Origin of the sequence: Planosporangium mesophilum (genome assembly GCF_016863255.1) — a bacterium.
Lineage (GTDB): Bacteria > Actinomycetota > Actinomycetes > Mycobacteriales > Micromonosporaceae > Planosporangium > Planosporangium mesophilum.
Genome location: NZ_BOON01000013.1, coordinates 14,964 through 36,179, shown reverse-complemented (window position 1 = coordinate 36,179; position 21,216 = coordinate 14,964). Strand labels below are relative to the sequence as shown.

At 72.3% G+C, this 21,216-nt stretch carries 19 protein-coding genes; 8 read left to right on the top strand and 11 right to left on the bottom strand.

The features are described from left to right. Nucleotides 1–117: 117 nt before the first annotated feature. Together Pme01_RS07090 and Pme01_RS07085 are read right to left on the bottom strand one after the other, a co-directional pair. Nucleotides 118–2,013, bottom strand: a complete 1,896-nt coding sequence (locus Pme01_RS07090; protein WP_168114150.1) for a propionyl-CoA synthetase — start codon at nt 2,011–2,013, stop codon at nt 118–120. 96 nt (nt 2,014–2,109) lie between these two features. After that, nucleotides 2,110–2,928: an MBL fold metallo-hydrolase gene (locus Pme01_RS07085; RefSeq protein ID WP_168114149.1), complete on the bottom strand. Its 819-nt coding sequence runs from the start codon at nt 2,926–2,928 to the stop codon at nt 2,110–2,112. Between the two features lie 149 nt (nt 2,929–3,077). Between Pme01_RS07085 and Pme01_RS07080 the strand changes: the two genes are divergently transcribed. The 5 genes from Pme01_RS07080 to gad all read left to right on the top strand — a co-directional run bounded on the left by Pme01_RS07080 (nt 3,078) and on the right by gad (nt 8,162). After that, the gene (locus tag Pme01_RS07080; protein WP_168114590.1) at nt 3,078–3,371 is read left to right on the top strand and encodes a DUF6401 family natural product biosynthesis protein; all 294 of its coding nucleotides are present in this window, start codon (nt 3,078–3,080) and stop codon (nt 3,369–3,371) included. A gap of 133 nt (nt 3,372–3,504) precedes the next feature. Beyond that, complete coding sequence (locus Pme01_RS07075; protein WP_168114148.1) at nt 3,505–4,437, top strand: NADP-dependent oxidoreductase; 933 nt, start codon at nt 3,505–3,507, stop codon at nt 4,435–4,437. A 4-nt stretch (nt 4,438–4,441) separates the two neighbouring features. Beyond that, nucleotides 4,442–5,065, top strand: coding sequence for a nucleoside/nucleotide kinase family protein (locus Pme01_RS07070; RefSeq protein ID WP_168114147.1), 624 nt, complete (start codon nt 4,442–4,444; stop codon nt 5,063–5,065). A gap of 201 nt (nt 5,066–5,266) precedes the next feature. Further along, entirely contained in the window at nt 5,267–6,661 is a 1,395-nt protein-coding gene (locus Pme01_RS07065; protein ID WP_168114146.1) for a helicase-related protein, read from the top strand. Between the two features lie 82 nt (nt 6,662–6,743). Further along, nucleotides 6,744–8,162 carry a glutamate decarboxylase gene (gene gad / locus Pme01_RS07060; RefSeq protein WP_168114145.1) on the top strand — a complete coding sequence of 473 codons (1,419 nt, stop codon included), beginning with the start codon at nt 6,744–6,746 and terminating at the stop codon, nt 8,160–8,162. A 56-nt stretch (nt 8,163–8,218) separates the two neighbouring features. On the opposite strand, the gene Pme01_RS07055 is transcribed toward gad, so the two are convergent. The 5 genes from Pme01_RS07055 to Pme01_RS07035 all read right to left on the bottom strand — a co-directional run bounded on the left by Pme01_RS07055 (nt 8,219) and on the right by Pme01_RS07035 (nt 11,873). Continuing rightward, on the bottom strand, nt 8,219–8,542 hold the full coding sequence (locus Pme01_RS07055) for a peptidase inhibitor family I36 protein (RefSeq protein ID WP_168114144.1): 324 nt from the start codon (nt 8,540–8,542) through the stop codon (nt 8,219–8,221). A 315-nt stretch (nt 8,543–8,857) separates the two neighbouring features. Beyond that, entirely contained in the window at nt 8,858–9,004 is a 147-nt protein-coding gene (locus Pme01_RS07050; protein ID WP_168114143.1) for a hypothetical protein, read from the bottom strand. 116 nt (nt 9,005–9,120) lie between these two features. Beyond that, entirely contained in the window at nt 9,121–9,315 is a 195-nt protein-coding gene (locus Pme01_RS07045) for a hypothetical protein (RefSeq protein WP_168114142.1), read from the bottom strand. A gap of 109 nt (nt 9,316–9,424) precedes the next feature. Further along, nucleotides 9,425–10,636, bottom strand: a complete 1,212-nt coding sequence (locus tag Pme01_RS07040; RefSeq protein ID WP_168114141.1) for a GNAT family N-acetyltransferase — start codon at nt 10,634–10,636, stop codon at nt 9,425–9,427. Nucleotides 10,637–10,664: 28 nt separating this feature from the next. Continuing rightward, nucleotides 10,665–11,873, bottom strand: a complete 1,209-nt coding sequence (locus Pme01_RS07035) for an FAD-dependent oxidoreductase (RefSeq protein WP_168114140.1) — start codon at nt 11,871–11,873, stop codon at nt 10,665–10,667. Between the two features lie 299 nt (nt 11,874–12,172). On the opposite strand from Pme01_RS07035, the gene Pme01_RS07030 reads away from it, so the two are divergent. Further along, nucleotides 12,173–14,101: a putative bifunctional diguanylate cyclase/phosphodiesterase gene (locus tag Pme01_RS07030; RefSeq protein ID WP_168114139.1), complete on the top strand. Its 1,929-nt coding sequence runs from the start codon at nt 12,173–12,175 to the stop codon at nt 14,099–14,101. A 101-nt stretch (nt 14,102–14,202) separates the two neighbouring features. Here the strand turns inward: Pme01_RS07030 and Pme01_RS07025 are convergent, their stop codons facing one another. From Pme01_RS07025 to Pme01_RS07015, 3 genes are all read right to left on the bottom strand, one after another. Further along, nucleotides 14,203–14,793 carry a flavin reductase family protein gene (locus Pme01_RS07025; protein ID WP_168114138.1) on the bottom strand — a complete coding sequence of 197 codons (591 nt, stop codon included), beginning with the start codon at nt 14,791–14,793 and terminating at the stop codon, nt 14,203–14,205. 119 nt (nt 14,794–14,912) lie between these two features. Next, nucleotides 14,913–17,153 carry a putative bifunctional diguanylate cyclase/phosphodiesterase gene (locus Pme01_RS07020; protein ID WP_168114137.1) on the bottom strand — a complete coding sequence of 747 codons (2,241 nt, stop codon included), beginning with the start codon at nt 17,151–17,153 and terminating at the stop codon, nt 14,913–14,915. A gap of 161 nt (nt 17,154–17,314) precedes the next feature. Continuing rightward, nucleotides 17,315–18,802, bottom strand: a complete 1,488-nt coding sequence (locus Pme01_RS07015; RefSeq protein ID WP_168114136.1) for a catalase — start codon at nt 18,800–18,802, stop codon at nt 17,315–17,317. Nucleotides 18,803–19,087: 285 nt separating this feature from the next. On the opposite strand from Pme01_RS07015, the gene macS reads away from it, so the two are divergent. Next, on the top strand, nt 19,088–20,272 hold the full coding sequence (gene macS / locus Pme01_RS07010; RefSeq protein WP_239088064.1) for a MacS family sensor histidine kinase: 1,185 nt from the start codon (nt 19,088–19,090) through the stop codon (nt 20,270–20,272). A 5-nt stretch (nt 20,273–20,277) separates the two neighbouring features. Further along, nucleotides 20,278–20,928 (top strand): response regulator, encoded by a 651-nt coding sequence (locus Pme01_RS07005; protein ID WP_168114134.1) that lies wholly within the window; start codon nt 20,278–20,280, stop codon nt 20,926–20,928. A 15-nt stretch (nt 20,929–20,943) separates the two neighbouring features. Here Pme01_RS07005 and Pme01_RS07000 read toward each other — a convergent pair whose 3' ends face one another. Then, complete coding sequence (locus tag Pme01_RS07000) at nt 20,944–21,174, bottom strand: hypothetical protein (protein ID WP_168114133.1); 231 nt, start codon at nt 21,172–21,174, stop codon at nt 20,944–20,946. Nucleotides 21,175–21,216 lie beyond the last annotated feature (42 nt).

Below are 21,216 nucleotides of genomic sequence, written 5' to 3'. Positions count from 1 at the left end.
GCCGTAGCCTCCTCGCCCCGTAGCCTCCTCGCCCCGATCGAGGAGCAGGTATCCGTCCTCGATGGACGGTTCGACGAGGTCCTCGTCGAGCGGCGGGCCGCCGATGTTGTCGGGGCCCTACGGCGTCGAGCGGATGAGCACCGGGCGCAGCGTGTCGAGCACCGCGGGGTCGTCGATGGTCGACGGTACCGGCTCGTCCCGGCCGTCGGCGATGCCTCGCATGGTGCGCCGCAGGATCTTCCCGGAGCGCGTCTTGGGCAGCGCGGGTACCACGTCGACCTGGCGAAGCGCGGCGACCGCGCCGATGCGCTGGCGGACCATCGCGACCAGCTCGGCGGTGAGCGTGGCCGGATCGGCCTCCACGCCCGCCTTGAGCACCACGAAGCCGCGCGGCACCTGGCCCTTCAGCGTGTCGGCCACCCCGATGACGGCACACTCGGCGACGGCCGGGTGCGCGGCGAGAACCTCCTCCATCGCGCCGGTCGACAACCGGTGCCCGGCGACGTTGATGACGTCGTCGGTACGGCCCATCACGTACAGGTACCCGTCTTCGTCGAAGCGGCCGCCGTCGCCGGTCAGGTAGTTGCCCGGGAACGCCGACAGGTACGACGCGACGAACCGGTCGTCGTCGCCCCACAGCGTGGGCAGGCAGCCCGGTGGCAGTGGCAGCCGGATCACGATCGACCCGTCGGTGCCCGGCGGCACGTCGTTGCCGGCCGAGTCGACCACCCGGACGTCGTAGCCGGGCACGGGAACGCTCGGCGACCCGGGCTTGGTCGGCAGCGGCTCCAGACCGCGCGGGTTGGCCGCGATCGGCCAGCCGGTCTCGGTCTGCCACCAGTTGTCGAGGACCGGCACCTCGAGCCGCTCCCCCGCCCAGGCGTACGTCTCCGGGTCGAGGCGCTCGCCGGCGAGGAACAGGTGCCGCAGCGACGACAGGTCGTAGGAGGCGATCAGGGTACCCGAGGGGTCCTCCTTCTTGATCGCACGGAACGCGGTCGGCGCGGTGAACAGCGTCGTCACCCGGTGCTGGGAGACCACCCGCCAGAACGCGCCGGCGTCCGGGGTGCCGACCGGCTTGCCCTCGTACAGCACGGTCGTGGCACCGGCGAGCAGCGGCGCGTAGACGATGTACGAGTGGCCGACGACCCAACCGACGTCGGAGGCGGCCCAGAACACCTCCCCCGGCCGGGTGTCGAAGATGTTCCCCATCGACCAGTGCAGCGCCACCGCGTGGCCGCCGTTGTCGCGTACCACGCCCTTGGGCCGGCCGGTCGTGCCCGAGGTGTAGAGGATGTACAGCGGGTCGGTCGCGGCGACCGGTACGCAGGCTGCGGGCTCGGCGCCGGCGATCGCCTCGGCCCAGTCGAGGTCGCGGCCGGAGACCAGCTCAGCCGTGCACTGTGGACGCTGGAGGATCACGCAGTGCCGGGGCTTGTGGGCCGACTCCTCGATCGCGGCGTCCAGCAGCGGCTTGTACGGCAGCACCCGGCCCGCCTCGATGCCGCAGGAGGCCGAGACCACCACGGTCGGCTTCGCGTCGTCGATGCGCACCGCCAGTTCGTGGGCGGCGAACCCGCCGAAGACGACGGAGTGCACCGCGCCCAGCCGGGCGCAGGCGAGCATCGCGATCAGGGCCTCAGGCACCATCGGCAGGTACACGACGACTCGGTCGCCGCGCTGCACGCCCAGGTTCTTCAGCGCACCCGCGAAGCGGGCCACCTCGTCGCGCAGTTGCCGGTACGTGTACGTGCGGACGGTACCGGTCACCGGGCTGTCGTAGATCAACGCGGTGCGGTCGCCGGCACCGGAGTCGACGTGCCGGTCCAGGGCGTTGTGGCAGGTGTTGAGCTCCCCGTCGGGGAACCAGCGGAAGAACGGCTCCCGGCTGCGGTCCAGGACCCGGCTCGGCGGACGGCTCCAGTCGAGGCCCTTGGTCGCCTGACCCCAGAACTCCTCCGGGTCGCTGATGCTCTGCCCATGCGCCTGCCGGTACCCGTTCATGCCTGTCATCCTGGTCACGGACACCGCCGGTGACCAGACCGTCTCGCTGTGCGGAAAGCCACATGCGCCCAGCGGCCAGCAGGCCCGTGGTCAGCAGGCCAGCGGTCAGCGGGGCGCGGACCGACCCACCGGCGTCAGGCCCGCCGTCTGCCCCCGCAGGATCGGCCGGACGAGATGATCAAGGTTGCGCCGGCGCACCTCCGCCTCGAAATCGCCCAGCGGCGAGCGGAACACCGTGTAGTCGTCGTAGTGGATCGGTACGGTCAGCGACGGCCGGATCAGCTCGACCAGATCGGCGCCCTGCCGGCCGTCCATCGTCAGCAGCAGCCCGAGCACCTTGGTGCCGCCCAGGTGCACCAGCATCACGTCGATGCCGGGCAGCCGCTGCGGTATCTCCCGCAGCCACGGGCGGCACAGGGTGTCGCCGGTGATGTACAGCCGTAGCCGGCGCTCGCCGGCCACCTCCCAGTCGACGACACTGCCGATCGTCTCGGGCAGCAGCAGGTGGACGCCGGCCGGCCCGTGCTGGCCGGGTACCGCGGTCACCCGTACCGTCTGGTCGCCCTTGCTGAACTCGGTCCGCGACCAGACCCGCAGGCCGATCGTGTCCCGGAAGCGCCAGGACCGCTCCAGCCGTACCGCCGCCGACGGGGTGGTCACGATCGGCAGGGCCCGCGGCAGCCGGGCCTTGGCGACCCGGTCGAAGTGGTCGCCGTGCAGGTGCGACAGCACCACCGCGTCCAGCTGGGGCAGTTCGTCGATGTCGAGCGCGGGCTGGGTACGGCGCCGCGACCACAGCCCGTACCCGAGGTACGCCGCCTCGCCGACGTGCAGGAAGTTCGGGTCGGTCAGGAGGGTGAACTCCCCCAGACGCAGCAGCGTGGTGGCGGTCCCGATGAACGTGACCGAGGCGTCTTGCGGCATCCCCCCGCGGTACCCACCGCCGGGGCGATCATGTGCGGTGCCGGTGGGTTTCGATGCGGTCACATAGGTTCACCACGGGCAGGTTTTACCGACAGACACGCGTGTACGAGGGATCTGCGGTACCCGGACGGCTGTGCGCCTCGCGGGAGATGCTGCGCGACTTGATGACGGTGCTGGGCACCGGCGGCCTGGCGATCGCCGCCCTGCTACCGGGCCTGCTGGCGGCGGTGGACCAGCACGCGGCCGAGGTCCGCGACGCGCTGGGCGACGGCCGCGCCGCCCCCAGCACGGTGGCCCTCGCCGGGTACGCCGAGGGGTTCATCCACGCCGCCGAGGAGACCGGCTGGGATCTGCCGGAGCCGATCGACTGGGTGCACGCCGACTGGCGGGCGCTACGCCTGCTGGCGGTCTGCGCGCTCGCCGCTGACGGTCGCGAGCTGTAGACGGTCCCGACATCCGGCTGCCGGGACCTCAGGCCGGTTCACCCGCCGACTCTTGATCCGCCCCCGGGTGGGTACGTAGATGATCGGCGCGTGCCAGACTGGCACGAGCCGGTACCGGGAGTGGGGAGCGGGCATGAAGGCTGTTGCGTTGACCGAGTTCGGCGATGCGGACGTCCTACGGGTGCAGGAGCTGCCCGACCCGGTGACCGGGCCGGACGGGGTGGTGATCCGGGTACGGGCCGCCGGCGTGAACCCGGTCGACTACAAGATCCGTGCCGGTTACCTGAAGGACGCGTTTCCGTACCACTTCCCACTCATCCCCGGTTGGGACGTGGCGGGCGAGGTGGTGGCGGTCGGCCCTGCCGTGACCCGGGTCGCCGTCGGCGACGCGGTCATGGCGTACGCCCGCAAGGACCACATCCAGTGGGGCACCTACGCCGAACTGGTCCGCGTCCGCGAGGAGGCGGTGGCGCCGAAGCCGGCCTCGCTGACGTTCAGCCAGGCGGCCGGGCTCCCCCTCGCCGGGCTCACCGCGCTGCAGTCGCTGAGCGCCGTGGACACCGGCTCGGGCGACCTGGTGCTGGTACACGCCGCCGCCGGCGGGGTCGGTCACCTCGCGGTCCAGATCGCGCGGGCGCTCGGCGCCATCCGGGTGATCGGCACCGCCTCGCTGCGCAACCACGACTTCATCCGCTCACTCGGCGGCGAACCGGTCGAGTACGGGCCGGACCTGCCCGAACGGCTGGCCAAGGTGGTCGGCGGCGACGGCAGGGTAGACGCGGTCGCCGACTACGTCGGCGGGCAGGCCCTGGAGCAGTCCCCCGCGATCGTACGGTCGCCTCGGCGCCACGTCTCGGTCGTCGACCCGAGGTCGAAGGAGCAGGGCGGGCGGTACGTGTTCGTACGCCCCAACGGCGGCCAGTTGAAGGCGCTGGGCGACCTGGCCGACGACGGCCGACTGCAGGTGGAGATCTCGCGCGAGTTCCCGCTCGAGCAGGCCGCCGAGGCGCATCGACTGCTCGAGGAGGGCCACGTCCGCGGCAAGGTCGTCCTGACCGTCGACTGAGCCCGTGCCCGTCCGACCCGTCTCTCCCGGCATCCTCGTCGAGGAACTGGCCGACATCGTCGCCGGCGCACCCAGCGGCCGGTGGCTGCGGGTCGGCGTCGACGGCCCACCGCCGGCCGGACCGCACGACCTCGCCGACGCCCTCGTCACCCCGCTGCGCGTACGGGGCCGGCCGGTCCAGCGGGTACGCGCCGACGACTTCCTGCGCCCGGCCTCGCTCCGCCTGGAGCGGGGCCGTACCGACCCGGACGCCTTCTACGAGGACTGGCTCGACGTGCGGGGCCTCACGCGCGAGGTGCTCGACCCGCTCGGCAGCGCCGGTACCGGCCGGATCCTGCCGACGCTCTGGGACGCCGACAGGGACCGGGCGACCCGGGCCGGGTACGTGACCGTGCCGGACAGCGGCGTCCTGCTGCTCAGCGGCGCGCTGCTGCTCGGTACCGGCCTGCCGCTCGACCTGGTGGTGCACCTGGAGATGTCGCCGGCCGCGCTGGCCCGCCGCACCGTGGAGGCCGACCGCTGGACACTGCCGGCGTACCGGCGCTACGCCGACGAGGTCGACCCGCCGATGTTGGCCGACGTGGTCGTGCGCGTCGACGACCCTCGCCACCCCGCGCTGGTGGCATAGCCGGGTGCCTCGCCACCCGGCGCAGGTGGCATAGCCGGGTGCCTCGCCACCCGGCGCAGGTGGCGCAGCCGGGTGCCTCGCCACCCGGCGCAGGTGGCGCAGCAGATACGTCGGCCACTGTGGACAGCTGGCCGTTCAGTGGATGGACGGCATCCACTCTGGTCGTTATAGGCCACGAGGGTCCGGTACGCTGCGTGCGCGATGACCGTGAGCCTCCTCCCCAACAGCATCCGCCTGCGCCGCGCCGCCCGCCGCCACTTCGGCTGCGGACTCTGCGGTGAGCAGCTCGCCGCCGCGCGCGCCGTGCTCAACGGACGCGACGCGCTGGTGGTCATGCCGGCGGGCCCGCGCAGATCGGCCGGGTACCGGGTGCCGGCGACCCTGCTGCCCGGCCCGACGGTGGTGATCTCGCCGCGGGCCGACCGGGCTGCCCCCGCCGACGGCCCCACCCGGCTCCTGTTCGTCACGCCCGAGCAGTTGGGCCGGCCCGAACGGCTGGCCGAGCTGCGCGCGCTACGGCCGTCGCTGGTCGCCGTGGAGTTCGCCCACTGCGTTTCGGCCTTCGGGCACGACTTCCGCCCCGACTACCTCCCGCTAGGCCGGCTGGTACGCGACCTGGGGAGCCCGCCGGTCATCGCGCTGACCGAGACCGCCTCCCCGCCGGTACGCGAGGACATCGTGGCGCGCCTGCGGCTGCGCGACCCGAAGCTGGTCGTCGCCGGCCTGGACCGGCCGAACCTGTACCTGGAGGCGGTCGGCTGCGCCGGCGAGGAGGACCGGTGGCGGCGACTGCTCACCCGGCTGCGCGCGGCCGAGGGGGCCGGCATCGCGTACGTACCGACCCGGCGCGCCGCCGAGGACCTGGCCGAGCGCCTCGTCGGCGAGGGCGTCGCGGCGTCCGCGTACCACGGTGGGATGGCCGCCGGTGAGCGCGCCCGCCGGTCCGAGGCGTTCCGCTCCGGCGACGCCCCGGTGATGGTGGCCACGAGCGCGTTCACCACGGGCGTCGACAAGCCCGACGTCCGTTGGGTCGTGCACGTCGGGCTGCCCGACTCCCCCGACGCCTACCTGCACGAGATCGGGCTGGCCGGCCGCGACGGCGAGCCGGCCCGCGCGCTGCTGCTGTACCGGCCCGAGGACCTGGCGCCGCAGCGCCTCTTCGTCGGCGGCGCACCCGACCGCGCCGAACTGGCCCGGGTGATCCGCGCCCTGGGCGACGGTCCGGCCCGCCGCACCGACATCGCCGCCGACCTCGGCCTCGGTACCCGCCGGCTGGCCCAGGACCTCGCGCTGCTGGAGCGGGTCGGCGCCGCCGTGACCCTCGTCAACGGACGGGTGACGACGCCGCCTTACGCGCCGCCACCCGACGAGGCGGTGTCGCTGGCGCTGCGGGAGATCGGCCGCCACCAGACCGTACAGAAGTCGCGCATCGACGCGATGCTCCAGCTGGCCGAGGCGCACGGCTGCCGCGGGCAGCACCTGCTGGCGCACTTCGGCGAACGCCTGGCCCGCCCGTGCGGGCACTGCGACAACTGCCGGCGCGGCGTCATCCCGGCCCCCCGGCGGTCGGCCGAGAACGTGCTCGCGCCGGCCTGAGCCGGAACGGTGCCCACGCGCCGGTGACGCCGGTCGCCCGCCCAGCCTGCGCAGACCCGGCGCAGGCCGTAACGTCGCCGGTATGGCCGCGCCTCGTACCCGCCGCCCGGACCTGTCGGTCAACCCGATCTTCACCAGAGCGCCGGTGCGCATCCCGAGGGACCGGTTCCCCGCCGGGGAACTCGATCCGGAGGTCGCCTACCAGGTCGTGCACGACGAGCTGATGCTGGACGGCAACCCCCGGCTGAACCTGGCCACGTTCGTCACCACCTGGATGGAGTCGCAGGCCGGCCGTCTGATGGATGAGGGCAAGGACAAGAACCTCATCGACAAGGACGAGTACCCGCACACGGCCGACCTGGAGACGCGCTGCGTACGGATGCTCGCCGACCTGTGGCACGCCCCCGACGTCGACAACGCCCTGGGCACCTCGACCACCGGGTCGAGCGAGGCGTGCATGCTCGGCGGGCTCGCGCTCAAGCGCCGCTGGCAGCACGCCCGGCGCGCGGTCGGCCGGCCGGCCGACCGTCCCAACATCGTCATGGGCGTCAACGTGCAGGTCTGCTGGGAGAAGTTCGCCAACTACTGGGACGTCGAGCCGCGACAGGTACCGATGGAGGGCGAGCGGTTCCACCTGTCGGCGGACGAGGCGGTGGCCCGCTGCGACGAGAACACGATCGCCGTCGTCGCCGTCCTCGGCTCGACGTTCGACGGCAGCTTCGAGCCCGTCCTCGACATCTGCACCGCGCTGGACCACCTCGAGGAGCGCACCGGCTGGAACATCCAGGTCCACGTGGACGCCGCGGGCGGCGGGATGATCGCACCGTTCTGCGACCCGGAACTGGTATGGGACTTCCGGCTGCCCAGGATCGCCTCGATCAACACGTCCGGGCACAAGTACGGCCTGGTCTACCCCGGAGTGGGCTGGGTGGTGTGGCGCGACCCCGACGCGCTGCCGGCGGACCTGATGCTGAACGTCAACTACCTCGGGGGCCAGCTGCCGACCTTCACGCTGAACTTCTCCCGCCCCGGATCACAGGTGGTCGCGCAGTACTACAACTTCCTGCGGTTGGGGTTCGAGGGCTACCGCCGGGTGCAGCAGTACTCGCGGGAGGTGGCCCGCGCGCTGGCCATCAGCATCGGCGAGCTGGGGCCGTTCCAGTTGCTGACCAGGGGTGACGAGCTACCGGTGGTCGCGTTCACGCTCGCGGGCGACGTGCGCAACTACTCGGTGTTCGACGTGTCCGCGGCGCTTCGGCAGCGCGGCTGGCTGGTCCCGGCGTACACGTTCCCGGAGAACCGGGCCGACCTCGCCGTGCTACGGGTCGTGGTGCGCAACGGGTTCACCCACGACCTGGCCGACCAGTTCCTGCGCGACCTGAGAGACTGCCTGCCCGAGTTGGAACGGCAGCCGGCGCCGCTGCGCGGCCCCGACTCGGTCTCCTTCTCGCACGGCGTCGGCTCGTCCAACCGGGCGGTCACGGCGGCGGGCCGGCGGTAGCCGCCCTGCCCTGACCCGGACCCGGCGACCCGCCCCCGGCCGCCGGGTCGCGCCATTCAGACTCCGCGCAGGCTCGTCACGGGGAACGGCGTGTCCGGCGAGGAGCCACCCGGCGGCACGTCGAAGAACGTGCCGCTGCAGGCCCGGCCGCTGTAGAACCGGACGGTCCCGGTGCCGGAGTTGGCGACCGAGTTGAACCCGGACGTGCCGGAGACGCAGTTGCCCGGCGCACCGCGCGAGATGAACGCCGAGCCGGTGAAGTTGGTCCCGGTCCAGCCACACACCGAACCCGTCGGGCACGGCGCGGCCGCGTGTGCGGCCTCGGCGGGAACCACCAGCGCCGCGGCGCCGACGGCCAGGGCGACAATCGTCTTCTTCATGGTCCTCCTTCGACACCCGTCGGTCAGCGCCGCCGCCGGCAGAGCCGGCAATCCCAGCACCGCCGGCAGAGCCGGCAATACCAGCACCGCCGGCAACGCCCGCGGACCGCGTGGACCGACGGTATGGACGTGGACATGAGACAGGCAGTCGCAGAACAACGACCGGCATCGATGCGCCGCTGACTCTACCCGGCCAACTCGCCGCGTGGGGGGCACCGAGATCGCCTTCCCGCTAGATCGGAGCAGGCCGGCCGACCGGTCTGGCAGGATACCGGCATGGCGAGGACCATCGATGCCGTGGCACCGCCCGTACCGCTACCGCGCCGGGTGGTCGGCGTACTGGCGGCGGTGGTCGCCGGCGGCGCGGCGATCGGGTTCGCCGCCGGGGCGTGGAACCCGTGGCGGCTGGTGCGGCTGCAGCAGTTCTTCAACGACCCGCTCTTCGGGCTGCTCGTGGTGCACGTGTCCGCCCTGGCCGCATTCTGGCTGCTCGCACCGGTCCACAGCGAGGCGGCGCAGAGCCGGCGACACCGGATCCGCTGGCTGCTGATCCTGGCACTGCTGCCGAACCTGATGTGTTACGGCCTCTTCCACAGCTTCTTCACGGTCGCGACCAGGGAGGTCGCCCGGTCCCCCAGCGGCGCGCGCAAGGCCGCGTTCGTGATCCACGGCGACAGCCGGGAGCTGAGGATCTGGTCCGGCGGCTCGCTGACGCTGCGCGACGTGGGCCACGCCGGCTCACCCTGCGGGCCGACCGCGACGGCGCGGTTCATCTCCGAGGACCTGGTACACATCTCGTCGAACTACGGCGACTTCGACATCCGGCTCGACCACCGCACCGGTCGACCACTCAACCCGATGGCCCCACCTGCTCCGGGTGAATCAGAACCCGACGGCGAGGTAAGGGACGCATCGTGTCCACAGTGTACGGAGCTGCCGGGCGGCGTCGCGGGGGACACGTCCCAGCCCGCGCACGACGAGGTCGTCCGGGTCGAGCACGCCGTAGACGAGCCCGGACAGCCCGGCGGCGGTGAGCGTGGCCGTCGGTATCGACGACGCGGGTACCGACGCCGCGCCGACTGCCTGGCCGCGCTCGACCGACAGGGCACCGCCGGTGCCGTCGAGGAGGTAGCGCCCGGCGACGAAGGGGTCGTCCACGACCTCGACGGCTACCCGGCCCGGCCCGACCGGCAGCCCGGCCAGGGCGTCCAGCGAGAGCACCCGGCCCATCGGGGCGTTCTCCGGGAACCGCGCCCGGGTCTCGGTCACCGTGCCGAGGTCGGTCGCCCACAGTTCGGGCCTCTCGTCCGGCGCGACGGTCGCCTCGACCGTCGCGACCTGGTCGACGTGGCGGGCGAAGAACCCGAGCAGCAGCGCCCGGCCGAGTGGCCCGGTGGCCAGCAGGTGGTCGGCCTGCAGGGTGCCGGCGTGCCCGGAGATGCGGTACGTGACCGCTCCCACCACCTCGTCGTCGACCCGGGCGGTGGCCAGCCAGTGCTCGTCGTCGTCGCGCAGCCGGACCGCGCGGTACTCCGGGAGCGTGGCGAACCCGTGCCGGTCGGCGAGCAGCCGCTCGAAGAGCGCCCGGTAGCTGTCGTACCCGTCCTTGATCCGCTCGACCGCGACCGTGCCCGGCAGATCGTGCGCGAGCAGGCCGGCCAGGTCTGCGGGCGAGAACGTGACGGTACCCGTCTGCGGCAGCCCGACGTAGCCGAAGCGCTCGTAGAACGAGGGGCGGAACGGGTACAGGGCGCTGACGACGTGGCCGGCGTCGCGCGCCTCCCCGAGCAGTCGCGTCAACAGCGCCCGGACGTGGCCCTGGCGGCGGGCCAGCGGGTGGGTCGCGACGCCGCCGACGCCGGCCATCGGGTACACCCGGCCCCGGACGTTCTGGCGCATCGGGATCGCCGAAGCGACGGCCACCGCCTCGGCGTCGACCTCGGCGACCAGGGTGACGTTGCCCTCGCTGTACCGGGCGTGCTTCCGGAGGTCCTCGAGCTCACCCGGCGGCATCGGGGTGCGGTCGAAGGCGTACGCCTGAAGGGGCAGCGACAGCGCGGGGCGCTCCGCGGCGCCGATACGACGGATCCTCACCCGGCCATCGTGTCACGTCTTGATCGGCTCAGACGTGCTCCGGGCGCAGGCCGACACCGACGAGACGGGCTGCCGCCCTCCGCAGCGCCGGGACGTGCTGGAGGACCCGCATCGGCAGCGGCGCGGGGATCGGCCGCTCGGAGCCGAGGACCCGGCCGATGACCGCGCGCTGGACCACCCGCTGCAGCAGCTGGGTGCCGGCGGTCGGGAAGGCCCGCCGGGCCCGTACCCGGGCCAGGTCGTCCTCGCTGAGCCGGCCGGCCAGCAGCGGACCGGCCAGCAGCCGGGCGGTGGCGACCGCGTCCTGCACCGCGAGGTTGATGCCGACCCCGCCGATCGGCGACATGGCGTGGGCGGCGTCGCCGATGAGCAGCACCCCCGGCTGGTGCCAGCGCCGGAGCCGGTCGATCCGCACGGTCAGCATCCGCACGTCGTCCCAGGAGCGGACCTCGTCGACCCGATCGGCCAGCCGGGGCGCCAACTCCGCCACCCCGGCGCGGAAGGCGTCCAGGCCCGCGGCACGGACCCGGTCGTAGCCGCCCTTCGGGATCACGTAGGCCATCTGCCAGTACTCTCCGCGGTCGATGCCGATCAGCATCCGGCCGGCGCCCAGCCGCGCGTTCACGCCCTCGCCGTCGTCCGGCTCGCGGCGGACCCGGAACCACAGCACGTCCATGGGCGCGCCGAACTCCCGGGGCCGCAGGCCGAGCTTCGACCGTACGGTCGAATGGCGCCCGTCGGCGGCGACGGTGAGCCGCGCGCGGACCTCCACCGGCCCGTCCGGCCCACGCGCAACGACCCCTTCCACAGCACCGACACCGTCCACCACCCGATCCGAGCGCAGCAGGTCGACGACCTCGTGCGAGCGCAGCAGGGTGAAGCCGTCGTACCGGGCCGCCTCGGCCGCCAGCAGCTCCAGGAAGTCCCACTGCGGCAGGAACAGCAGGTACGGGTGGCGCACCGCCAGCCCGGCGAAGTCGACGATGCGGTAGTCGCCGTCGGCGAAGGTGAAGCGCAGGCCCTCGACCTTGCGGTGGGGCAGCGCGGCGACCCGGTCGCCCAGGCCGACCTCGTCGAGGACGTCGAGGGTCGAGGGGTGGACGGTGTCACCGCGGAAGTCGCGCAGGAAGTCGACGTGCTTCTCCAGGACGGTGGTCCGGATCCCACGCCGGACCAGGAGCAGGGCGAGCATCAGGCCGGCCGGCCCGCCGCCGACGACGCAGACATCGGTGTCCACTGAGCCTCCCGTCATTCAGGGCCTCCCATGGTTCGGAGCCCCCAGATAATTCATCAGGTAGTGAAATACTACGCCCGCTCCCCCGTGTCCGCGACCCTCGACCTCGCCAGACGTTGCCCACCTGGTCGGCGAACTCCCTCAACTCGTCGGCGGGATGACCGATACCTCAGTAGTCCACCGGGACCTCGTCACCATGTTTGGGGGAGGCTGTGTTCTCCACGGCTCGGTTCTCGTCGGCTCGCGCCCCAAGACCGCACACCGCCGCTGCCGCGCGCGACCGGGTACGCCGCGCATCCCGGGTGCCGTCCCCGACGTCGTCCAGGTTCGCCGTCGTCGGACTGATCATGGTGGTCCTGGTGATGAGCGGCGTCGCCCTGTGGGCGTCGCAGACCACGGCCCGCGCCGCCAACGGCGCCGCCACCGCCAACCGCCTGGCCTCGTGCTACCTCGAGGTATCACACGCCGCCAGCGAGGAACTGGCCCTGGAGCAGCGGTACCGGATGAACCCGAGCACCGAGACGCGCACCGCCCACTCGGCCGCGCAGCGGCTGCTGAAGGCCGAGCTCGACCAGATACGGACGGACGGCGGCCCCAGCGACCGGAGCAACGTGAGCGCCATCCAGCAGCTCCACAATGACCTGGCCGGATCCGCCGGGGTCCTGTTCGCCGCAGCCGACCGCGGTGACACGGAACTGGCGGAGAGGATCGAGTACAGCCAGAGCCAGCTCCTGTTCAGCCTGCAGCAGGCGGTCGACCGCGGGATCGCGGAGCACCGCGAGGAAGCGCGCAACCAGCTCGACCTGATGCGCCGGGTCAGCAACACCCTGACCTGGGGAGTACCGCTGCTGTTCGTGGTGGGGCTCGCCGCCGCCGTGATGGTCTCGACCACGCTGCGCCGCTTCCGGCGCGACCTCGAGGCGGAGCGGCAGCAGGCGGTACACGACTCGCTGCACGACAGCGTGACCGGACTGCCCAACCGGCAGCTGCTCGCCACCCGGCTGCAGGACGCCGTGGAGAGCAGCGAGCGGGTCGGGCTCGTCCTGCTCGACCTGGACCGGTTCAAGGAGATCAACGACACGCTGGGCCACCGCTGCGGCGACGAACTGCTCACGCGCGTCGGCCCGCGCCTGGCGGAGACCGTACGGGCCACCGACACCGTGGCGCGCCTGGGCGGTGACGAGTTCGCCGTACTGCTGCCCCACGTCACCTCCCTCGACGACGTACTCGCCATCGTCGAGAAGTTGCGCACGGCCATCGAGTTGCCGATCCAGATCGTCGGCGCCGACCTGAGCGTCGAGGCCAGCATGGGCGTCGTGGTCTCCGGCGAGCACGGCGACGACGCGCAGTCCCTGCTGCGCCGCGCCGAGGTCGCGATGTACGTGGCCAAGGAGCGCAACCGCGGCGTGGCGGTGTACGACGCGAGCGAGGACGCCCACGACCCCGGTCGGCTGGCCCTGCTGACCGAACTGCGGCGCGCGATCGACCAGCGGGAGCTGGTCCTGCACTACCAGCCCAAGATCTCGCTGCCCACCGGCGAGGTGTCCGGGGTGGAGGCGCTGGTCCGCTGGGAGCACCCGCGGCGGGGCATGGTGCCGCCGGACCGGTTCATCCCGCTCGCCGAGCACACCGGCCTGATCGGGCCGCTGACCCGCTACGTCCTCGACGTCGCGCTGCGGCAGGCGCGCCGCTGGCTCGACGAGGGCCACCCGTTGCCGATCGCGGTCAACCTCGCCGCCCGCAACCTGGCCGACCCGGACCTGTGCGACGACGTGCTGCGCCTGCTGGACGAGCACGGGGTACCGGCGAACCTGCTCTGCCTGGAGCTCACCGAGAGCGCCATCACCACCGAACCGGAGCACGCGCTGCACCTGATGACCCGGCTGCGTGCGGCCGGCATCTCGCTGGCCGTGGACGACTTCGGCACCGGGTACACCAGCCTGGCCCAGCTGAAGAACCTGCCGATCACCGAGCTCAAGATCGACCGTACCTTCGTCGGCACGATGACCGTCGAGCGCAGCAACGGGCTGATCGTGCGCGCCATCGTCGACCTCGCCCGCAACCTCGGCCTCACCACCGTCGCGGAGGGGGTGGAGGACGCCGACACCTTCACCGCGCTGGCGTCGAACGGCTGCGCGGTGGCCCAGGGCTACCACATGTCGCGCCCGCTGCCGGCCGACGCCTTCGACCGCTGGTACGCCGAGACCCGGGCCGTGTACGGCGTGGCCTGAGCACCGGTATTCCGGCCAGCCCAGTCACCCGGTGGGACCCCGACGGGACCGCCCGCGGGCCCCGTGGCGCGCCGGCGGCCTGAGCGTTGAGGACCGCGAAGCTACTCGTCGATCGTGTCGGCCAGGTCCAGCTCGTCGATCGGCAGGCCGGGCGCCTCGCCCAGTGGTACCCAGCGGCCGAACTCGCCGTGGGCGTACAGCAGCGGGTCGCCGCCCGCGCCGTTGCGTTCGACGCCGAGCACCTCGCCGACCACCAGGAAGTGGTCGCCCACCGGTACCACCTCGCGGCGGGCGCAGATCATCCGGATCGTGGCGTCGGTCAGCAGCGGGACTCCGCCGGGACCCGGCCACCACCGGGTCGGCGGGGCGAAGCGGTCCGCACCCCGGCGGGCGAACAGCGCGGCGAGGTCACGGTGCGCGGCACCGAGCAGGTGTACGCCGAGGTGGTCGGCGGCCTTGAGGGCCGGCCAGCTACGCGAGTCGTGGTTCACGAAGAACGACAGCAGCGGCGGCCGCAGGCTGGCCGCGGTCAGGGAGGTGACGGTGAAGCCTCTCGGCCCGTCCTCCCCCGCCACGGTGACCACCGCCACTCCGCCGCCGTGATGGCGCAGTGCCTCCCGGAACACGTCAGCCGCCACCGGAGCGTCCGGGCCGGCGGTCGTCCACGCGTCGCCGTTCCCCGTATCGCTCACCGTCGACCGCCTCCTGTCGTCACGTCCCCGCGTAACGGTAGTGTGCGGCTCTCCGGTTCGTCCCGGGGCGTCCGGTCCCTGTTTGTGTGATCCGTGGGATACGACCGACGGGAACACCGTCAGGAGCGGCGCAGCAGCGTCTCGACCTGCTCCGGTGCGGTCGGGCGGGCGAAGAGGTAGCCCTGCCCGTACGTACAGCCCAGCGCCTCCAGCTGCGACGACTGCTCGACCGACTCGATGCCCTCGGCCAGGGTCTGCAGGTTCAGCGTGCGCCCGAGCTGCACGATCGTCTGGGCCAGCGCCGCGTCCTCGTGGTTGGTCGCGACCCCGTCGACGAACGACTTGTCGATCTTCAGGATGTCGACCGGGAAGCTCCTCAGGTACCCCAGGGCGGAGTACCCGGTGCCGAAGTCGTCGACGGCCAGCCGTATACCGATCCTCTTGAGGGCGGCGAGCGCGTTGGCGGTCGCCGCGGTGTCGCGCATGAGCAGCGTCTCGGTCAGCTCCAGGGTGACGTTCCCGGCCGGGATGCCGGCGTCGGCGATCGCGGCGGCCACGTCGTCGACCAGCCCCGGCGCCTGGAACTGCCGCGCCGACAGATTGACGCTGACGTACACGTCACAGGCGTGGGGGTAGGCGACCCGCCAGCGGGCGAGCTGCTGGCACGACTGGCGCAGCACCCAGTGCCCGAGCGGAACGATCAGACCCGTCGCCTCGGCCAGCGGGATGAACGCCCCCGGCCCCACCAGACCCCGCTCCGGGTGGTTCCAGCGCACCAGTGCCTCGACGCCGACCAGCCGCGACGTCTTCAGCTCCACGATCGGCTGGTAGTGCACCACGAACTGCCCCTCGGCCAGCGCCCGCTCCAGCTCCGCGCGCCGGCGCGCCTCGTCGAGCAGGTCCGCGTGCATCGCCGGGTCGAAGAGCGCGTACCGGTTGCCACCGGCGGCCTTCGCCGCGTACATCGCGAGGTCGGCGTCGCGCAGCAGCTCGTCGCCGTCGGAGCCGGCCGGGCTGTCCGGGCCCTGGACCTTCAGGATGGAGACGCCGACGCTCGCGGACGTCGCGACCTCCTGCCCGTCGACGTGGAACGCCGGCCGGACCGCCTCGAGCAGGCGCTCCGCGACCGCGGCCGCGGTGAGCTCGGTGACGTCGTCCTCGACGAGCACCGCGAACTCGTCACCGCCCAGGCGCGCGACCGTGTCACTGGGCCGCAGCTCCTCGCGCAGCCGCTGGGCGACGGCCGCCAGCAGCCGGTCGCCGGTACTGTGGCCCAGCCCGTCGTTGACCAGCTTGAAGTGGTCCAGATCCACCAGGAACAGCGCGATCGCGGCACCGGACCGCTGGCCACGTGCGATCGCGTGGTCCACCCGGTTGCGGAACAGCGCCCGGTTCGCCAGGCCGGTCACCGAGTCGTGGAAGGTCTGGTGGCTCAACTGCTCCTCGAGCAGCTTGCGGTCGGTGATGTCGTGCCCGGTCAGGATGATCCCGCGCAGGTCCGGGTCGTGGAGCAGGTTCGTGCCGGCCACCTCGACATGGCGCCAGGCCTCGTCGGCGGTGCGCACCCGGATCTCGATCCGGTCGACCGTACCCGGGGCGGAGGCGGCCAGTTGCCAGAACCAGGCCCGGCTCCGGGGCGCGTCGTCGGGGTGCACGAGCGTGATCGACTCCAGGTCGAGCAGTTCGCCCTGGTCATAGCCGAAGGTCCGGCTCATCGCCGGATTCTGGTAGACCACCCGGCCCTTCGCGTCGACGATGACCACACCGTCGGAGGCGAGGTTCATCAGCGCCCACACCCGTACGTCGCCCAGCCGGTGCGCGTGCTCGCGGGCCTGCCGGGCGCTGGCGAGCGCCACCGTCAGGCCGGACAGCACCAGCAGGACGCCGGCGAGGCCGGCGGCGATCCCCTGCTCGCGCTCGGCGAGCCCGACGCCGGCGACCAGGCCCCCGTACCCCAGCACGCACAGCGCGCCGAAGCCGGCCACCATCCGCGGCGGGTAGCCGACCAGCGCGTACAGCAGCACGAACGTGTACGCGGCGGCGTAGAACAGCGGGCCGTGCGGGTCGGCCACGCCGAATGCGGTAACCGCGAGCCAGATCAGGACGCCGAACGCGTACGGGGTCGCCCGGATCAGCCGGTTGGGGTACAGGCGCCGCCAGGGCAGCCGGAGCGCGGCGGGGGCCAGCACGCCGGTGACGAGCGTCGGGACGATCCAGGGCTGGTCGGCCGGGTACCAGCCGGCGAGGGCGAGGACGGCGCCGAGCCCGGCGAGGGCACCGACGAGCAGCAGACCGAGGCGTACCTGGCGTAGCCAGGCCTCGATCTGACGCTCAGGGGGCGCACCGGTCCTCTTCCGCACGCTGCGCCATCGGTACCGAACGGACGAACCTGAGCGGAACGGCCGAGAGCGTTCGGGGAGGACAACGGCCTGGAAGATACGGCCCGGAGGTACGGACCGCCGGTGGCGGGCCCGAAGGCTCGCCACCGGCGGGTGCTACCGCGAGGCCGGCGTCTGCCGGCTCAGGCGCGGACCGTGGTGTAGTCCAGGCCGAGGCCGTCGGCGACGCGGCGGCCGTAGTCCTCGTCGCACTGCGAGAAGTGCCAGACCATCTTCTCCTGGATGTGCTTCTCGCACTGCTGAAGGTTGGTGACGAGGTTTCCGATCAGGTCGTCCCGCTCGAAGTCGGTGAACGACCGGAACGTCTCGCCGGCCTGCTTGTAGTTGTTCTGTCGCTCGATCGGAGCCCGCATGATCTGACCGGAGACGAACGGGCGGTACTCCCGGTACGACTCGTCGGCCTCGCGCAGCCCCGCGATCGACGACGGCTCGTAGTTGATGTGCGGGTTGTCGCCCCGGTTGTCGACGCCGTACGACATCTGGCCGCCACCCTGGTTGGTGCTGACCACGACGTCCGGACGCGGTGCGTTGACCGGCAGCTGCAGGTAGTTCGGGCCGACCCGGTAACGCTGGGTGTCCGAGTACGAGAAGGTGCGGCCGATCAGCATCTTGTCGTCGGAGAAGTCGATGCCGTCGACCAGCACGCCGGTGCCGAAGGCGGCCTGCTCGTTCTCGTTGTGGTGGTCGGTGATGTTGCGGTTGAGCGTCATCATGCCGACCGGCAGGTACGGGAACTGCTCACGCGGCCAGATCTTGGTGTCGTCGAGCGGGTCGAAGTCCAGCTCCGGGTGCTCGTCGTCGCTCATGATCTGCACGTTGAGCTCCCACTTGGGGAAGTCGCCGCGCTCGATCGCCTCGTACAGGTCCTTGGAGGCGTGGCCCAGGTCGCCTGCCTGGATCGCGTTGGCCTCTTCCTGGGTCAGGTTGTGCTCACCCTGCTGGGTCAGCCAGTGGAACTTGACCAGCACGCCCTCGCCCTGCGCGTTGACGAAGCGGTACGTGTTGACGCCCGAGCCGCGCATGGTCCGGTAGTTCGCGGGGATCCCGTACGGGGAGAACAGCCAGGTCAGCATGTGCATGCTCTCCGGCGTGTTCGACATGAAGTCGAAGATCCGGTTGGGCTCCTGCCGGAACGTGACGGGGTCCGGCTTCAGCGAGTGGATCACGTCCGGGAACTTGATCGCGTCGCGGATGAAGAAGACCTGGAGGTTGTTGCCCACCATGTCCCAGTTGCCGTCCTCGGTGCGGAACTTCACCGCGAACCCGCGCGGGTCACGCGCTGCCTCGGAGGAGTCCCGACCGCCGATGACGGTCGAGTACCGGATCGTGACCGGGGTCTTCTTACCCTTCTCCTGGAACAGCTTGGCCCGGGTGTACTTGCTGGCGGGCTCGTCACCGATCGTCCCGTACGCCTCGAACTCGCCGTGGGCGACGAAGCCGCGGGCGTGCACCACGCGCTCCGGGATGCGCTCCCGGTCGAAGTGGCTGATCTTCTCGAGGAACTGGTAGTTCTCCAGCGTCGCCGGACCCCGGGTGCCAACCGTGCGCTGCTGCTGGTTGTTGAAGACCGGATGGCCCTGCCGTGTGGTCAACACCGGCTTGTCGGACATGAAGACCGTCTCCTGACCTCTCGTGGCCCCCGTGGTGCCGGCCACCCGGGCGGGCGCCTGTCGGCGTTCCGCGGATGGCCCGCACCGTCGCGTGGGTGACCTGCGGACTGATCACGAACTGTTCCAGCCCACCCTATTTTCTGGAATCAGTCAAGAATAGTGGCGGGCTGGCGCGCGGGTTCACGCATGATCTTGCCGACAGTGACGGCACCGACGCGTGGCATCCCGCCGCTCCGGGAACGAAAAGTGGATCATGACGGGTGCGGTGGCCGGTACAGTGACCCGGTGCTCGACCCGAAAGGTGCCAGGAACTCGGAGTCGCCGGAGGAGCCGTTGTGGCGGGCGCTGGCCGTGTTCCGGCTGGCCGCGCTCGGGTACGCGAGCCTGCTCGTCGCGCTCAACTTCCGCCACTACGAGCACCCGGCGATCGGCTGGTTCGTGACCGGGGTCATGGCCACCTGGAGCGTGGTCACCATCACCGGGTACGCCCGGCCCCGGCTGCGCGCCTGGCCGCTGCTCGGCGCCGACCTGGCCGTCACGGCGGCGTGCGTGGTGGTCTCGCCGTGGGTGCTCGGCCCCAGCGGGCTCTCCCGGGGCTTCGCCACCCTGCCCGCGGCCTGGATCGCCGGGCCGGTCCTGGCCTGGGCGATCAGCGGCGGGCGTCGGCGCGGTGCGGCGGCCGCCGTCCTGCTGACCATCTGCGACCAGGGGCTGCGCGGCCGGATCACCCCGAACAGCCTCGACGGCAACGTCCTGATGCTGCTCGCGGGCATCGCCGTCGGGCACGTCACCCGGCTGGCGGTACGGGCCCAGGAGGCGCTGCAGCGGGCCACCGAACTGGAGGCCGCCAACCGCGAGCGGGAGCGGCTCGCGCGCGGCATCCACGACTCGGTCCTGCAGGTCCTCGCCCTGGTGCAGCGGCGCGGTACCGAGATCGGCGGGGACGCCGCCGAACTCGGGCGGCTGGCCGGCGAGCAGGAGGCTGCGCTGCGGTCGCTGATCGGTACCGCATCGGGCCACCCCGCGTCCGGGGATCCTTCGTCCGGGGATCGTCACCGGCCGGTGGACCTGCGGCCCCTGCTCGCCGCGCACGCGACCGCGACGGTCTCGCTCGCCACCCCCGCCCACCCGGTACCGCTGCCCGCGCACGCCGCCTCCGAGATGGCGGCGGCCGTCGGGGCGGCGCTGGCCAACGTCCGCCAGCACTGCGGACCCGACGCGCGGGCGTGGGTACTGGTGGAGTCCGAGGACGGGGTGATCGGCGGCGGCACGGTCACGGTGTCGGTACGCGACGACGGCCCCGGGATCCCGGCCGGGCGGCTGGACGAGGCCGCCGCCGCCGGGCGCCTGGGGGTCGCGCAGTCGATCCGCGGCCGGGTCCGCGACCTCGGCGGCACGGTGACGATCACCTCAGCGCCGGGCCAGGGCACCGAGGTGGAGCTCACGATCCCGTACCGCTCGCTATCGTGACGCGCATGACGGTACGGGTCATGGTCGTCGACGACCATCCGATGTGGCGCGACGGGGTCGCCCGCGACCTCGACGAGGCCGGGTACGAGGTGGTCGCCGCGGTCGGCGAGGGCGGCCAGGCGGTCCGGGTGGCGGCCGCGGCCCGGCCCGACGTGGTGGTGCTGGACCTGCAGCTGCCCGACCTGTCCGGCGTCGAGGTGATCCGCGGGCTGCTGGCGGCCCACCCTCCGGTACGGGTGCTCATGCTCTCGGCCAGCGGCGAGCAGCAGGACGTGCTCGACGCGGTGAAGGCAGGCGCGACCGGTTACCTGCTCAAGTCCGCGGCCCGCGAGGAGTTCCTGGACGCCGTGCGGCGCACCGCCGACGGTGACGCCGTGTTCACGCCGGGCCTGGCCGGCCTGGTGCTCGGCGAGTACCGGCGGCTGGCCACGGCGGCGCAGCCCGCCGACGACGCGCCCCGGCTCACCGACCGCGAGACCGAGGTCCTGCGGCTGGTGGCGAAGGGGCTGTCGTACAAGCAGATCGCCGAGCGCCTCGTCGTGTCCCACCGCACCGTGCAGAACCACGTCCAGAACACGCTGGGCAAGCTGCAGTTGCACAACCGGGTGGAGCTGGTGCGGTACGCGATCGAGCGCGGGCTCGACACGGACTCCTAGCTACTCTCCGGCCTCTCACTCCTTGGCTTCGAGGCTGCGCACCACCAGGCCCAGCGCGTGCAGCGCCTCCTGGCGCTCCTTCAACTGGAGCTCCTCCCGGCCCAGCAGGGCCGCGTACTCGGCCTCCTGCTCCGGGCTGGGTACCGCCGAGGTCCGGTCGAGGAACTCCACCATGTCCTGCGTGACCGCCGCGTAGCTGCGGGCCGCCGCCCGCGCCCGCCGTAGCGACTCGATCTCGTCGACCATCCGCGCGCACCCTCCTGCTGATCCTCCGTCCCCGGGGGCTTA